Origin of the sequence: Streptomyces anatolicus (assembly GCF_019400875.1) — a bacterium.
GTDB classification, from domain to species: Bacteria; Actinomycetota; Actinomycetes; order Streptomycetales; family Streptomycetaceae; genus Streptomyces; species Streptomyces anatolicus.
In genome coordinates, this window is the sequence record NZ_WMBF01000139.1 from 1 (window position 1) to 14,299 (window position 14,299).

Here is a 14,299-nt window from a genome sequence, read left to right on the forward strand (position 1 = left end):
TACGACGGGGTGCGGGGGAGGGGGATGGGGAGGCGTGGGGCACGGGTTCTCCTCGGTCGGCGGTCAGGCCACGGTGACGACGCGAACCGCACTGTCCTGGGCAGGGGGCGGCTGCTCGGGGCCGTAACCGAGCAGGATCCGGGGGCCATTGCGCTCGACGACGTCGAAGCCGCTGAAGCGCAGGTTGACCAGCATCACCCGGTTCACCTCGGTGGGTACGAACTCCGCCAGCGGCCGCCGCCCGGCAGCCAGTGCGTCACGGACGATGTGGCCGATCAGGGCGGGTCCGACGCCGCGCGACATGACCCTGCAGGAGAGCAGCAGCAACTTCAGCACGCTGTCGGTGCCGGTGAGTTCGCTCAGCGCGAGGCCGATGGTGCCGTACGAGCCGAATCGGTCCTCCAGGCCGGCCACCAGCACCTGGTGTGACGGGGAGGCGGTCAGCTCGCGCAGTTCGGCGATGTCGTAGGTGCGTCCCGTGGTGTTGAGCTGGTGGGTACGGACGGTGAGTTCGTGGGCCCGCTCGAGATCCGTCTCCGTCGCCCGGCGCACGGTCAGGACCAGGCCGAGGGTGGCCAGGAAGTCCTTGGCGAGTCCGGTGTGGGTGTCCTGGGCGTGCTTGCGGCGCAGTTCGCTGCGGTAGAGGTGGCGGCGGCCGCGGCTCTCGTCGGTGACGAACGGGGGCTGGAAAGGGGGCAGTGCGGGCAGGCCCGCCGCCTGCTCGGCGGCGAGGACGCGTACCGCGGGGTGGGCGGCCGCCACCTCGGCGCGTTCCACCGGGTCGTTGTCGATGAATGCCACGGTGTCGATGCCGATGTTGAGGGCCTCGGCGACGCAGCGCACGGCATCGGACTTGGCGCCCCAGCCGATCTCCAGGACCGTGAACAGCTCCTCGATGCCGAGTGCCCGCAGATGCGCGGTCGCGGTGTCGTGGTCGCCGCGGCTGGCGGCGGCGTGCAGGATGCCGCGCTTGTCGAGGGTGTGCAGCGTGTCGAGGACCTCAGGGAAGAGCTGGGGGGCGTCGCCTTCGAGGACGGTGCCGTTCCATACGGTGTCGTCGAGGTCCCAGACCAGGCACTTCACGGTGGCCGCGGGGGCATGGGCGGTTGTCTCGGGCTTCATGGCGGTCCCTTCCCGGATCACTGTGCGCTTGCGTCGGCGGGCGCCTACCGGTACCCGTCGGCGGGCGCCGGCCGGTACCCGTAGCCGCGCAGCAGCCGGTTGCCGATGTGGAGTTCGGATACGGACTGCGAGCCCTCGATGAGCTCCATCACCTTGGCGTCCCGGTAGAAGCGGCCCGCCGTGCTGTCCGGCGCGATTCCCGTGGCACCCAGCACCTGCACGGCCGCCCCGGCGACGAAGGTGGCGGCGCCGGCCGCCGCGTACTTGGCGAGGACGGTCTCCGCCACGGCCGACGGGTCTCCCTCCTGCCGCAGCCGGCCCGCCCGGGCGCAGAGTTCGCGGGCGGCCGTGGCCTGCACCAGGGCGCGGGCGAGTTCGGCGCGTACGAGCTGATGGTCGGCCAGCGGCACACCCCGCTGGAGGCGGTGCACCGCGTGGCCGGCCGCGGCGTGGAGGCAGGCCTCGGCCATCCCGACGCAGCCCCATGCCACGGTGTAGCGCCCGTGGTCCAGGGCCGTGCCCATGACGTGGGTGAGCCCCGTGCCGGGCGGGCCGATCAGGTGATCCCGCGGTACCCGCACCGAGTCGAAGCCGAGATGGGCGATCTCGGCCGCCCGCATGCCCAGCTGGCCCTCGACGGGTTCCCGGCGTACGCCCGTGCGGTCCCCCTCGACCAGTACCGCCGACAGCCGCCCCGCCAGCAGGCCGAGGACGAGAAAGACATCGGCCGCCCCGCCGAAGGTGATCCACATCTTGCGGCCGGTGACGACCAGGTCGTCGCCGGCCTCGGTGATCTCCGTCCGCACGCCGGCCAGGTCGGTGCCGGCCGCCGCCTCCGTCGCGGCGAAACCGGCGAACCGGTCCCCGCGGGCCAGCGGCGGCAGCCACTGTTCGCGCTGGGCCGCGGTGCCCCAGCGCAGCAGCGCGGCGGCGACCATCTCCTGCACGGTGAGCAGTCCGCGCAGCGCGCTGCACACCCCGCCGAGCTCGGCGCAGACCTCGCCCAGCTCGGCCGGTCCCGCGCCCGAGCCGCCGTAGCGCTCGGGCAGGGCGACCCCGAGGAGTCCGGCCTGGGCGACGGCTTCGCGTACCCGCTCGGGGAGGGTGCACAGGCGGTCCCACTCGGCGGCCTCGCTCCTGAGGGCGGCGGCGAGTTCCGCGGCGGCCGGCGGGCCCGCGCGTCCGGGGGCCTGCGTCATGACGTCAGCGCACCCCCTCGGGCCTGGGCGAAGGCGAGGATGTTCGCGGCCGTACGGAAGTTGTCGATGTCGAGGTCCTCGACCTCCACCGTCAGCTGGAAGCGGTGTTCCACGAAGGTGACGAGTTCGAGGGCGAAGAGCGAGTCGGCTAGGCCGGTGGTGAAGTAGTCGTCGTCGGGGCCGACCTCGGTGCCGAGTGCGCGGGCCAGGAAGTCCAGGATGTCCTCGACCGCGGCCTGTGCGGTTTGTGCGGCCGGTGCTCCGGATTCGGTTGCGGGTGGCCTCGTCATGGGTGATCTCTTTCTCACAAGTAGTGGGTTGCGGTGCCGTCCCCGATCTCCACGAGCAGCAGACTCCACGCGGCGACCGGGCTGGCGCTGATCAGGACCGCCCGCTGTCCGTCGCCGAGGACGCCGCGCTCGAGTTCCGTGTGGAGGTTCACCAGGACGTCGTTCGGGCCGAGGTGGCCGTATCGCCGGAGGTTGTCGAAGCAGGTGGTGCTGATCTTGATGCCGAGTGACTCCTCGGTGAACCGGAAGCCGCCCAGCGAGAGGTTGTGGCTGAGGTAGCAGGAGATGTCCGCCGTCGTGAGGCCATTGCGCTCGAGCAGCCGCCGGTGCATCGCGCGCAGCCGGTTGCGGGTCTCCACGGCGAGCTTGAAGGAGTACGTGCGCGGGTCGCGGCACTCCTCGCGCCACTGCGCGGTGGGCCGGTCCCGGTAGTCGACGTGGAAGAGGTCCCAGTACTCGCCATTGGTCTCCTGGACGATGTCGAGGATGCGGACCGGTCCGCTGCGGGAGATCACCGCCGCCGCGCCGCCGTCGCCGCTGACGGTCACCGGGTGCCGGTAGCGCTGCGGGGTCGGCGGCTTGCTGCCGTGTGCCACCAGGACGTGGTCCAGGTCATGGTCGGCCGCGAGCAGTCCGCGGGCGGCGAGCAGCGCCGGGGCGAGCGAGACACAGCCGAGGCCGCCGACGGAGAACGCCAGCGCTCCGTCCGCGCCGAGCAGCGCCTGGAGCCGGGTGGCATGCGACGACATCAACTGCTCAGGGGCGCGGGAGTCGATGAGGATCAGCGCGCCGATCTCGGGCCCGGTCAGCTCCGCTCGGGCCAGGGCCCGGCCGGCGGCCCCGGCGGCGAGGTCCAGCGCGGACAGCGAGTCGTCCGCGCGGACCTCGTCGATGCCGAGCCGGGCGCAGGTCTCGCGTTCGGCCGCGCTGAGCCGGTCGAGGCCCGGCAGCCCGGCGACGGGCAGGGTGCCGTCGGGCTGGTGGACCGCCACCGCTGCGAAGGCTGTCGGCAGTGCCATTCAGCCGTGCCCGTTCTGTGCGGCGGCGAGCTCGGCGAAGGCCTCGACGAGCAGGTCGGCGAAGGCTTCCATCTCGGCCCGGGGGAACGAACCACGGTGCACGATGTTGACCTCGAGCACTCCGCCCATCACATGGGTCTCGACCACGATCGGCACGTAGCTGAGCAGCGAGGTCGGTCGGCCCGGCAGCGTAGACCGGCGCATGCGGACGGCGGCGCCGCCCAGCTTGGCGAGCCCGTTGTTGGCGCTGGCCAGGTGCTCCACAAGCACCTGGGGCTCCGGCAGCGCCCGTAGCTCCGCCACCGCGGGGGTCTCGGGGCTGAGGTGGCGCGCGACGCCGTATCCGATGCCGTCGTTGGGCACCGACCGCAGCGCCGCGGCGGCGGCCGGAAGGATCTCCGCGACACCGGCCCCGGGCGCCACCCGCAGGAAAGCCGGGAACATGTGGGTGAACCAGCCGAGCGACGCGGTGCGGTCGCCGTGCCACAGGGCGTGCGGCGAGGCGCCCATGCCCAGGGTGCTCAGGAAGGCGTCCGGCCGGCCGCGCCACCGGGACCAGGCCACGGCGACCGCGGCCATCGAGGCGGCCTGGCTCGCCTGACCGCTCTCGGTGAGCCGCGCCGCCACCCGGTCCGCCGCGACCTCACGCTGGACGAGTCCGGGCGCCGCGTCCTTCGCCCCGTTCTCGGGTACGGGCTCCGCCGCCCCCTCCGCCGCGCTCAGTATTCCCTTCCAGTACGGCAGTTCGCCGGCCACCTCGTCGGACGTGGCCATGGCGCGCAGCAGATGCGTCCACTCCCGCCAGGCGGTGCGGCGCCCGGCGGTGGGACCGGTTCCGGCCAGGGCGGCGTCGAGGTCCTCCACCAGCGGCACGATGGCCAGGGCGTCGTAGACGAAGTGGTGGATCGCCAGCAGGATCACACCGGGCAGGTCGGCGCCGCGGTCGTAGAACCTCACCCGGAGCACCGGGCCGCGTCGCAGGTCGATGTCCGCAAGCAGTTCGTCGAAGTCGGCCCTCATACGCGCCTGCAGCTGGTCCTCGTCGAGCGGCGGCAGCACCCTCGCGTCGACGACCGGCGTGGTCTCGCGCTCCGCACACTCGATGCGCCAGCCGAGGTCGTTGTGGCGGAAGCGGTAGCGCAGCGGCTCGTGCAGCTCGACGAGGCGCTCGAACGCCGCGCGCACCGTGTCCGCCTGGATGCCCGGGGCCGTCTCCAGCACCGCGGGCGAGACGAAGTCCAGGGCGCCGTCGGGCGCGGTGTTCTGCAGGGCCCGGATCAGCGGCGTCGGCGGGATCGGCTCGCCGGGCACGGGCGCCGTCGCGGCGGTGGCGGCCGCCTCCGGCACGGCAGCGGGCACGGTCCTGGCCGCCGCGGCCTGCTCGCGCAGCGTCGGGTGCTGGAGGACGTCGTGCGGGGTGAGGTGCAGCCCGGCCTTCGCGGCGCGCGCGGCGATGCCCACGCTGAGCAGCGAGTCTCCGCCGATCTTGAAGAAGTTGTCGTCGGGCGTCACTTGGGCGACGCCGAGGAGGTCGGCCCAGATCCCGCCGAGGATCCGCTCGGCCTCGCGTCCCGCCGCGTCGGTGACCGCTCCCGGGACCACGGCCGTGGTCACCGACGTCAGCCCGTCGCTCGTGTGCTGGTCGAACACCGCGCTCTCCTTCATGCTCTTGCGGTCGAGCTTTCCGGTGCTCGTCCGGGGCAGCTGGTCATGGCGTCGTACGCGGCCGGGCCGCATGTGCTCCGGCAGCTCCCTGGCCACCCATGCCGTCAGCTCCGCTTCGTCGGGCGGTGACCCGCCCGCGATGTGGGCCACCAGCAGCGGGGCGCCGGAGGGCTGCCGCTCGGCGACGACGAGGGCCTCGCGCACCCGCGGGTGCCGCATCAGGGTCCGCTCGATCTCGGCGGGCTCCACGCGGTGACCGCGCAGTTGGAGCTGGTCATCGGCGCGCCCCCGGAACTCGAGGGTGCCGTCGGGGCGGACGGCGGCCAGGTCGCCGGTGCGGTACATGCGGGCGCCGGGCTCGTCGGCGAAGGGATCGGCGACATAGCGGACCGCGGTCAGGCCGGGCCCGCCGTGGTAGCCGCGGCCGACGTGCGCGCCACCGAGATGGACCTCGCCGGTCTCCCCCCGCGGAACGGGCCGGCCCCGGGCGTCCAGGAGGTATAGGCGGGTGTTGGGGAGGGGGCGTCCGATGTCCGGGAGGTCGCCGGTACGGGCCGTGGCCTCAGCCACCCGGCCCGCGGTCACGCAGACCGCGCACTCGGTCGGCCCGTAGAGGTTGAGCACGGCGAACGGGGCCTGCCGGGGCGGCCGTACGCGCAGCAGGTCGCCGCCGGTGACCAGCAGGCGCAGAGCGAGGTCCGGGACGTCGGGCAGGTCGGTGAGGACCAGCTCGGCGAGCGGGGTCGGCACGCAGGCCACGGTGACGCGCTGCTCGGCCAGCTCGCCCAGCAGGCTCTCCGGGGTCTGCAGCAGGTCCGATATGAAGCACAGCGTCGCTCCGTGGTACAGGGCCGACATGATTTCGAGCACCGCCATGTCGAAGGCGGGAGACACCGTCTGCGCGAGGCGGTCGGCGGAGTCCAGCCCCGCCTCCTCGCCGAACCAGTGCAGCAGGTTGAGCAGTGCCCGGTGCTCGACCTCGCAGCCCTGCGGGCGCCCGGTCGAGCCCGAGGTGTGCGAGATGTACGCCAGGTTGGCGGCGCCGGCCCGCCGCTGTGAGATGGCGTCCGCGCCCTCGTCCGTGCTCTCGCCGCCGGGGCCGGCGGTGATCGGGACGACCGGGACGCCGTCACCGCCCTCGACCGCGCCGCCCTTGACCGCGACGCCCTTGACCGCCACGCCCTCGACGGCCATGCCCTCACCCACGACCAGCGCGCACGCGCCGACCTCGGCGAGGATGGACCGGATCCGCCGCTCGGGGACCGAAGGGTCGATGGAGGCGAAGGCCCCGCCCGCCTTGTGTACCGCGAGCCAGCCGACCACCAGGTCGGCCCCGCGTGCGGCGACCACCGGGACGGCGCTGTCCGGTCCGACGCCGTGCTCGACGAGCCGGCGCGCCACGCGGTCGGCCCGCGCATCGATGTCCCGGAAGCTGTGGCTGCCGGTGGCGTCAACGACGGCGATCTCGTCCGGGCGCCGCGCGGCATGATCCTGGAAGGCCTCGCTCACCAGGCGCACGTCCGGCCGGTCACGCCGGTCCCCGATGACGAGGGAAGGCCCAGAGGACTCAGAGGATTCGGAGGGCTCAGAGGGCTCACCCTGCCCCTGGAGGAGTTCCGCCAGGGGCACGTCCGGGTTGCTCATGGCGGCCGCGGCGACCTTCAGGAACAGGTCGACGAGGCGGTGCGCGGTGGCCGGCTCGAACAGGTCGACCGCGTACTCCAGATAACCGTCCATCACCCCGCCGTCCTGGTCGTACAGGCCGAAGGTGAGGTCGAACTTGGAGGTTCCCGGGGGGACCCCCGCGATGCCCGAGAGGTCATCCCCGAGGCTGTCGAGGCTCTCGTTGGTGAGGCCCGCCAGTCCGAAGCCGGCCCTTGCCGTGTTCTGGTGGGTGTAGCAGACCGTGAACAACGGGTGCCGTGAGGGATCGCGGTGGCCGCTCGCGGCGACGATCCTCGAGAAGGGGATCTCCTCGTGGTCGAGTACGCCGGCGGCGGTGGCCGCACAGCGAGCCACCAGGTCGCGGAAGCTCAGGCCCGGATCGACCTTCGTACGGAACGGCAGCACATTGTTGAAGTAGCCGATCAGGTTGTGGGTGGCGGGATTGAACCGGCCCGTGGTCGCCGCGCCCACCACCACGTCCCGCCGGCCCGCCCACAGGTGCAGGACCGCGTCGACCACGGCGAGCATGGTGGCGAAGGTCGTCGCGTTCTCGCGCACGCCGAAGGCGCGCAGCCGCCCGGACAGTTCCTCCCCGAGGCCGAACGTCACCGTGTCGCCGCGGAAGGACTGCACCGCCGGACGCGGATGGTCGATCGGCAATTCGGGGGTGTCCAGGCCGTGCAGCTCGTCGTGCCACCACCGCAGGAGGCGCGCGGTGCGCTCCTCGTCCAGCCACTTGCGCTGCCAGGCCGCGAAGTCGGCGAACTGGACGGGCAGGTCGGGCAGCTCGGGTCGCTGACCGGCGCGGCGGGCGTTGTAGCAGGCGGTCAGTTCCCCGAAGAAGACGGCGGGGGTCCAGCCGTCGTAGATGATGTGGTGCCAGGTGTGCAGGATCACGTGGTCCTGCTCACCGACCTTGATCAGCAAGCTGCGGAACAGTGGTCCGCTCGCGAGGTCGAACGGTGCCGTCGCCTCCTCGGTCGTCACCCGTGACAGCTCCGCGCGCCGCTGTTCGTCCGGCAGCGCCGCGAGGTCGAGGAAGGCCAGGTGCGGCTCGGGCAGCGCGTCGAGCGCGTACGGCCTGCCGTCCTCGTCCAGGATGCGGGTGCGCAGGATTTCGTGCCGGCCCACCACGTCACTCAGCGCCGCCCGGTACGCGTCGAGGTCCAGTTCGCCGGTGTAGCGCAGTGGGACCGGGATGTTGTAGAGCGCGGTGCCCGGTGTCAGCCGGTCCAGGTACCACAGCTGCTCCTGGTTGAGCGACAGCGGCAGCCGGCCGGGGCGCGGCACCGGGGTGATCGTCCAGTCGTCCCGCCCCGGTCCTTCGGCCCGCAGGGCGGCTATCCGCGTGGCGAGTTGGCGCAGCGTGGGGTGCTGGTGCAGGTCGTTGAAGGTGAGGCGTACGCCGAAGAGCTCCTGGGCCTGGCGCAGCACCGTGATGCCGGCGATCGATGTGCCGCCGAGGTCGAAGTAGTTCGAGTCCGGGCCGACATCCTCGGCCTTGAGGATGCCCGCCCAGATCCCGGCCAGCCGCCGCTCCGGGTCGCCGCCGGTGCCGTCCCACTCCCGAGCCGCCGTCCGCCCGGCGTCCGCCGCGCCGGCGGGGCTGCCGGGGGAGGGCGGTGGACCGCCCGGCGGACGGCACCAGCAGGAGACCTCGTCGGCGTCGAAGGGGTAGGTCGGCGCCTCGATCCGGCGCCGCCGCGAGCCGGCGTAGTAGCGGCTCCAGTCGAGGTCCGCGCCGAGCGAGTAGAGCTCGGCGAGGGCCGTGAGCACACCCTGCCGCGTGGGGTCCGCGAAGAGGCGTACGACCGGCAGCTCCGGCGCGACCCGAGCGATCTCCCGCGAGAGGGCGCCGTCCGCGGCCAGTTCGACCAGCACCGCGCCCTCGTCGGCGAGGCTGCGGACCGCGCGGCGCAGACCGCCCTCGTCGACCTGGCCGGTGAGCGGTGCCTCCGCGGCCTTGTGCCGGGATTCCTCGGCCCTCGCGGGGTCCTGGATGGTGCGCACCGCGAGGTTGCCGATGCCGTTGCCGACCAGGCGGGCCTCGGTCAGGCCGAAGGAGCGCGCGAGTCGGTACGCCGCGTGCTGCCGGGCGAGCAGCCGGGCGCCGGGTGAGGTGGCATCCGTATCGTCCTCGCACTCCGCTGGACCCTCGGAGCCGGAGCCGGAGCCGGAGCCGGAGCCGGAGCCGGGAGCGGCGAGTTGGGGGAAGGCCGCGCGCAGGCCCGTCCAGGTGTCGTCGCCGAGTTCGGCGTCACCGGAGAGGAGGAAGACCACGGGGGCCCGCGCCGACGGTTCGCGCTCATCGGGGTGCTGGGCGCGCAGCAGCGCGGCCAGCTCCTGGTTGTCGTGCGCGGTCGCGGCCCAGCGGTACGGGTGGTCGTCGCGGCCGCGGTTCAGCACGTGCGCGACATCCGGCAGCCGGTGCCCGGTCCGGTCCAGGAAGTCGGCGACGCGTCGCGCGTAACTCTCCAGGGCCGTGGGTGACTTGGCGGAGAGGGTGACCAGCTCGGCCGCGGGCTCCCGGGCCTCCGGGGAGGGTGCCGCGGCGGGCGGTTCCTCGATGACGGCGTGCACATTGGTGCCGGTCAGGCCGAAGGCGCTCAGCCCTGCCCGGCGGGTGCTGTCCGCCCGGTGCTCCCACGCCGTCGCCGCCACGTCGACCTGGACCGGACCGGTGAAGTCGATCAGCGGGTTGGGCGTCTCGAAGTTGGGGTTGGGGTACCGGGTCCCGTGCCGCAGCCCGGCCAGGACCTTGAAGAGGCCGGCGATGCCCGAGGCGTGGTCGAGGTGTCCGAGGTTGCCCTTGACGCCGCTGATCCCGCACGGGCCGCTCCGGCCCGCCTCGGCGAAGGCCTGCCGCAGCCCCTCGACCTCGATGACGTCGCCGAGTTTGGTGCCCGAGCCGTGGCACTCGACGTAGTCGAGCGAGCCAGGGCCCGCCTGCCGCCAGGCCTCGACGAGCACCGCGGCCTGCGCGCGGGCGCTCGGTGCGCTCATGCCGGCGGCGCGGGAGCCGTTGTGGTTGACGGCCGTGCCGCGCAGCACGCCGTGAATGTGGTCGCCGTCGGCGAGCGCGTCGCCCAGCCGCTTGAGGACGACGAGTCCGCCGCCCTCGCCGCCGGTGGTGCCGTCCGCGCCGGCGTCGAACGGGCGGCACACCCCGCCCTGGGACTCCAGGCCGACAACGGGCCTGTGGTCACGCCCGGGTATCAGGACCGGATAGAGGTTCAGTCCGCCGGCGACGGCCAGGTCCGCCTGGCCGCCCTGTAATTGCCCCACGGCGACCGCGAGCGCGGTGAGGCTGCCGCTGCACGCGGTGTCCAGGACCAGATTGGGGCCGTCGAAGTCGAAGAGGTAGGCGATGCGCGCGGCCACCGCGGAGGGGTGCCCGCCGAGGATCTGCTGCGGGTCGTCGTCGGTGTACAGGGTGGCGTACTGGGGTTCCGGCGCGCTGAGGACGACGGAGGTGCGCGAGCCCTTCAGAGCCCCCGGCGCGTAGCCGGCGTTCTCGATGGCCCGGTGCGCGAGCTGGGCCGCCATGCGCTGGTGCGGGTCCATCAACTCCGCTTCGCGCCGGGAGAGTCCGAAGAACCGGTGGTCGAAGAGGTCGATCCGGTTCAGATAGCCCATCGCCAGGTAATCGGCGGCGGTGGGCGCCCCTGCGTAGTGGACCCGCTCCTTGTCCGGTGCCCGTACGCTGACGCGGCCGTCGAGCAGGTTCCGGTGGAGCGCGTCCAGATCGTCGGCGTCCGGCAGCGCCACGGCCACGCCGGTGATCGCCACGGCGTCCCGGGTCGGTTGCGTCACAGTTCGTACCCCAATCTGTCTGTGGTTCCGCGGGCCGTGCGGTCCTCCAGGAGGCGGGCCATCGCCTCGACCGTGTTGTGTTCGAACAGGGCCGACAACGGCGTCTCTTTCAGGCCCAGTTCGGCCAGCCGGTTGCTCAGCGTGAGGAAGGACAGGGAGGTCCCGCCGACCTCGAAGAACTTCTCGTGCACGCCGATCTCGTCCAGGCCCAGCAGCTCCGCCCAGACCGCGGCGACCGCGCGTTCGGTGGCCGTGCGCGGCAGGACTCGGGCGGCCCCACTCCCCTCGGAGCGCCGGGGGGCCGGCAGGGCGTGCCGGTCCACCTTGCCGTTCCCGGTGAGCGGCAGGGCGTCGAGCTCCACGAACTCGGACGGCACCATGTACTCCGGCAGCCGCCGCGCCAGATGCCTGCGCAGCTCCTCGACACGGCCGACGGCCTCACCGGGGACACCCGGCCCGGCGGCCGGAGCGGCCGGAACCACGTACGCCACCAGCTGCGCACCCCCCGGACCCTGCCACGCGGCCACTGCCGCCCCGGCCACTCTCGGGTGGGCCACTAGGGCCGCCTCCACCTCGCCGGGCTCGACGCGGAAGCCGCGGATCTGCACCTGGTCGTCGGCGCGTGCCTTGTACACAAGCTCGCCCTCCTTCGTCCACGCCACCACGTCCCCCGTCCGGTACATGCGCTCGCCGGTGCCCGCGAAGGGACAGGCCACGAACCGTTCGGCCGTCACCCCCGGCCGGTACACATAGCCCCGTGCCAGTCCCGAACCCGCGAGATACAGCTCGCCGTCCACACCCGGCGGAACCGGCCGCAGCCGGTCGTCCAGCACGTAGGCGCGGGTGTTGTCCAGCGGCCGCCCTATCGGGAACACCGCACCGACCCGGCCGGCGTCGATGATCCCGTTGGTGACGGCGAACACCGTCGTCTCCGTGGGCCCGTAGCCGTTGACGACCGTGACGCCGGGACAGGCCCGCAGCACCCGCGCCACCGGCTCCGCGGGCACCAGCTCACCGCCGACCAGCACCTCCGTCATGCCGGCGAAGCTCTCCGGCCGCTCGTGGGCGAGCACTCCGAAGAGCCCGGAGGACATGAACGCCGCGGTCACCCGCCGCTCGGCCAGCACCCCGGCAAGGGCGGCGACATCCAGCTGTCCGGCCGGTGCCACCACGACCGTGCCGCCGTTCAGCAGCGGCACCCACAGCTCGTAGCACGAGGCGTCGAAGGCCGGCGCCGAATGCATCAGCACCCGGTCGTGGCCGCCGCCACGCCAGCGCCGGTCCGCCGCGAGATCCACCAGGGCGCGGTGGCTCACCCCCGCGCCCTTGGGCAGTCCGGTCGTCCCGGAGGTGTAGATGACATACGCCAACCGGTCCGGGCAGCCCGCGTCGGGACAGGCGTCGCCCGACTGTGCGGCGACGGCGCTGGCGGTGCCGGGGTCGTCGAGCACGATGCGGGGGCAGGCGCCCGCAGGCAGCCCGGCGGCCACCTCCGACGTGGTGACGAGCAGCGCGGCCCGCGCGTCGCGGAGCATGAAGGCCAGGCGCTCCGGCGGGTGGTCGTGAGCCAGCGGCACGTAGGCGCCGCCGGCCATGAGGACGGCGAGTACCGCCACCACGTACTGGGGCGAGCGGGGCACGGCCACCGCCACCGCCGACTCGGCTGCCACGCCGCGCCGCACCAGTTCGCGCGCCAGCCGGCTGGCGCGCGCGTTCAGCTCCCGGTAGGTCAGCGACTCCGCGCCGCTGACCACCGCGACCGCGTCCGGCTCGGCCGCTGCCTGCCGGGCGAAGAGCGCGGGCACCGTCGCGTCCGGTGTGGGCACGGCCGTGTCGTTGATCTCGTGCAGGAGCCGGTGCCGTTCAGCGGGCGTCAGGGCGTCCATGGCGTCGCGCGGCGTCTGCGGCCTGTCCGTCAGCTCCGTGACGAGGTGCACGAACCGGTCCGCGAGGTCCTGCGCCGTGCTCGGCTCGAACAGGTCGGTGGCGTACTCGACGAGCCCCCGCGCTCCGTCCCCGTCACCGTCCTCGAAGTGGAAGAGCAGATCGAACTTCGCGGTGCCGGTCGTGACCGCTTCCGGGACCGCCCGCAGACCGGGCAGCTCGAGCCGGCCCGCACCGGTCTGCCAGGAGAACGCCACCTGGAACAGCGGGTGGTAGGCGGCGGACCGTTCGGGGTTCAGCGCCTCCACGAGCCGATCGAAGGGCACGTCCTGGTGGTCGTACGCGCCGACGGCCTTCTCCCGCACCTGCCGCACCACGGACGCGAACGTCGGGTTGCCCGCCAGGGAGACCCGCAGCACCCACGTGTTGGCGAAGAAGCCCACCAGATCCGCGAGCGCGTCATCCGTGCGCCCGGCGATGGGTACGCCGATGGCCAGGTCGTCGCCACCGCCCCGCAGCTGCAGCAGGACGGCGAGCGCGGCCTGCAGGACCATCGGCACCGTCGCGCCCTGGGCCCGCGCCACCTCCTCGACGGCGGCGAGCACGTCGGGGCCGATGGTGAAGGCGACCGTGTCACCCCGGTGGCCGGCCACCGGCGGGCGCGGCCGGTCCAGCGGCAGCCGCGACAGCTGCGGCATCCCTTCGAGCTCGCCGCGCCAGTAGGCGAGTTGAGCCGCGAGCACGCTGTCCGGGTCGTCCTCGTCGCCGAGCAGTTCCCGCTGCCACAGCGCGTAGTCCGCATACTGCACCGGCAGGTCGTCCCACTGCGCCACCCCGCCCCGCAGCCGGGCCTCGTAGGCGGCCTTCAGGTCCCGGCCCAGTGGCCCCATCGACTCGCCGTCCGCGGCGATGTGGTGCAGCAACAGCACCAGTACGTGCTCCTGCGGCCCGCACCGCAGCACACGCGCCCGCACCGGAATCTCCACGGCGAGGTCGAAGGGACGGCCGATCTCCTGGGCGACCGCGGCGGACACCGCCTGAGGCGCCACCTCCCGCACCGGCGTCTCAAGGGCGACCTCGTGTGCGGGCAGCACCACCTGTACGGCGACACCCCCGTCGTCCGCCGGGTACACGGTCCGCAGGCTCTCGTGCCGCAGCACCACATCCCGCAGCGCGGACCACAGCGCGTCCGTGTCGAGGGGGCCGCTCAGGCGCACCACGAACGGCAGGTGATAGGCCGGCAGCGGCTCGATCGCGTCGAGGTACTTCAGCCGGCGCTGTGCGAACGACAGCGGCACCTGCTCGGGCCGCTCCTTCGCCCGCCGCAGCGCGGGGCGCGAGGACCGGGCGCCCGCATCCACCCGCTCCGCGAGCCGCGCCACCGTCGGGGCCTCGAAGACCACCTGGATCGGCAGTTCCACCCCGAGGGCCGCCCGTATCCGGTTCACCAGCCGCGTGACCAGCAGCGAATGCCCGCCCAGGTCGAAGAAGTTGTCGTCGATCCCGGCCTTCTCGACACCGAGCACCTCCGCGAACAGCGCGCACAGGGCCTCCTCCCGCGGCGTGCGCGGCGCCCGGTGGGGGGCGCAGGCGACGAGCCCGGGGGCGGGGAGCGCCCGGTGGTCGAGCTTGCCGTTGGGTG

General features: G+C 73.4%; 6 protein-coding genes. All 6 read right to left on the reverse strand.

Annotation, left to right across the window (positions count from 1 at the left end):
• Positions 1-63: 63 nt before the first annotated feature.
• On the reverse strand, positions 64-1,122 hold the full coding sequence (locus GKQ77_RS15050; protein ID WP_219689273.1) for an HAD-IIIC family phosphatase: 1,059 nt from the start codon (positions 1,120-1,122) through the stop codon (positions 64-66).
• Between the two features lie 44 nt (positions 1,123-1,166).
• Positions 1,167-2,321, reverse strand: a complete 1,155-nt coding sequence (locus tag GKQ77_RS15055; RefSeq protein ID WP_219689274.1) for an acyl-CoA dehydrogenase family protein — start codon at positions 2,319-2,321, stop codon at positions 1,167-1,169.
• Complete coding sequence (locus GKQ77_RS15060; RefSeq protein ID WP_219689275.1) at positions 2,318-2,611, reverse strand: phosphopantetheine-binding protein; 294 nt, start codon at positions 2,609-2,611, stop codon at positions 2,318-2,320. The genes GKQ77_RS15055 and GKQ77_RS15060 overlap by 4 nt, the downstream gene beginning before the upstream one ends.
• 14 nt (positions 2,612-2,625) lie before the next feature.
• The gene (locus GKQ77_RS15065; RefSeq protein ID WP_219689276.1) at positions 2,626-3,630 is read right to left on the reverse strand and encodes a 3-oxoacyl-[acyl-carrier-protein] synthase III C-terminal domain-containing protein; all 1,005 of its coding nucleotides are present in this window, start codon (positions 3,628-3,630) and stop codon (positions 2,626-2,628) included.
• Entirely contained in the window at positions 3,631-10,773 is a 7,143-nt protein-coding gene (locus tag GKQ77_RS15070; RefSeq protein WP_219689277.1) for a non-ribosomal peptide synthetase, read from the reverse strand.
• On the reverse strand, positions 10,770-14,299 hold a 3,530-nt coding region (locus tag GKQ77_RS15075; RefSeq protein ID WP_258021364.1), incomplete at its 5' end, for a non-ribosomal peptide synthetase. The genes GKQ77_RS15070 and GKQ77_RS15075, both read right to left, overlap by 4 nt.

Excerpts from the sequence above, each read along its gene's own strand:
- GKQ77_RS15050 (WP_219689273.1), bottom strand. The coding sequence starts at position 1,122 with ATGAAGCCCGAGACAACCGCCCATGCCCCCGCGGCCACCGTGAAGTGC.
- GKQ77_RS15055 (WP_219689274.1), bottom strand. The coding sequence starts at position 2,321 with ATGACGCAGGCCCCCGGACGCGCGGGCCCGCCGGCCGCCGCGGAACTC.
- GKQ77_RS15060 (WP_219689275.1), bottom strand. The coding sequence starts at position 2,611 with ATGACGAGGCCACCCGCAACCGAATCCGGAGCACCGGCCGCACAAACC.
- GKQ77_RS15065 (WP_219689276.1), bottom strand. The coding sequence starts at position 3,630 with ATGGCACTGCCGACAGCCTTCGCAGCGGTGGCGGTCCACCAGCCCGAC.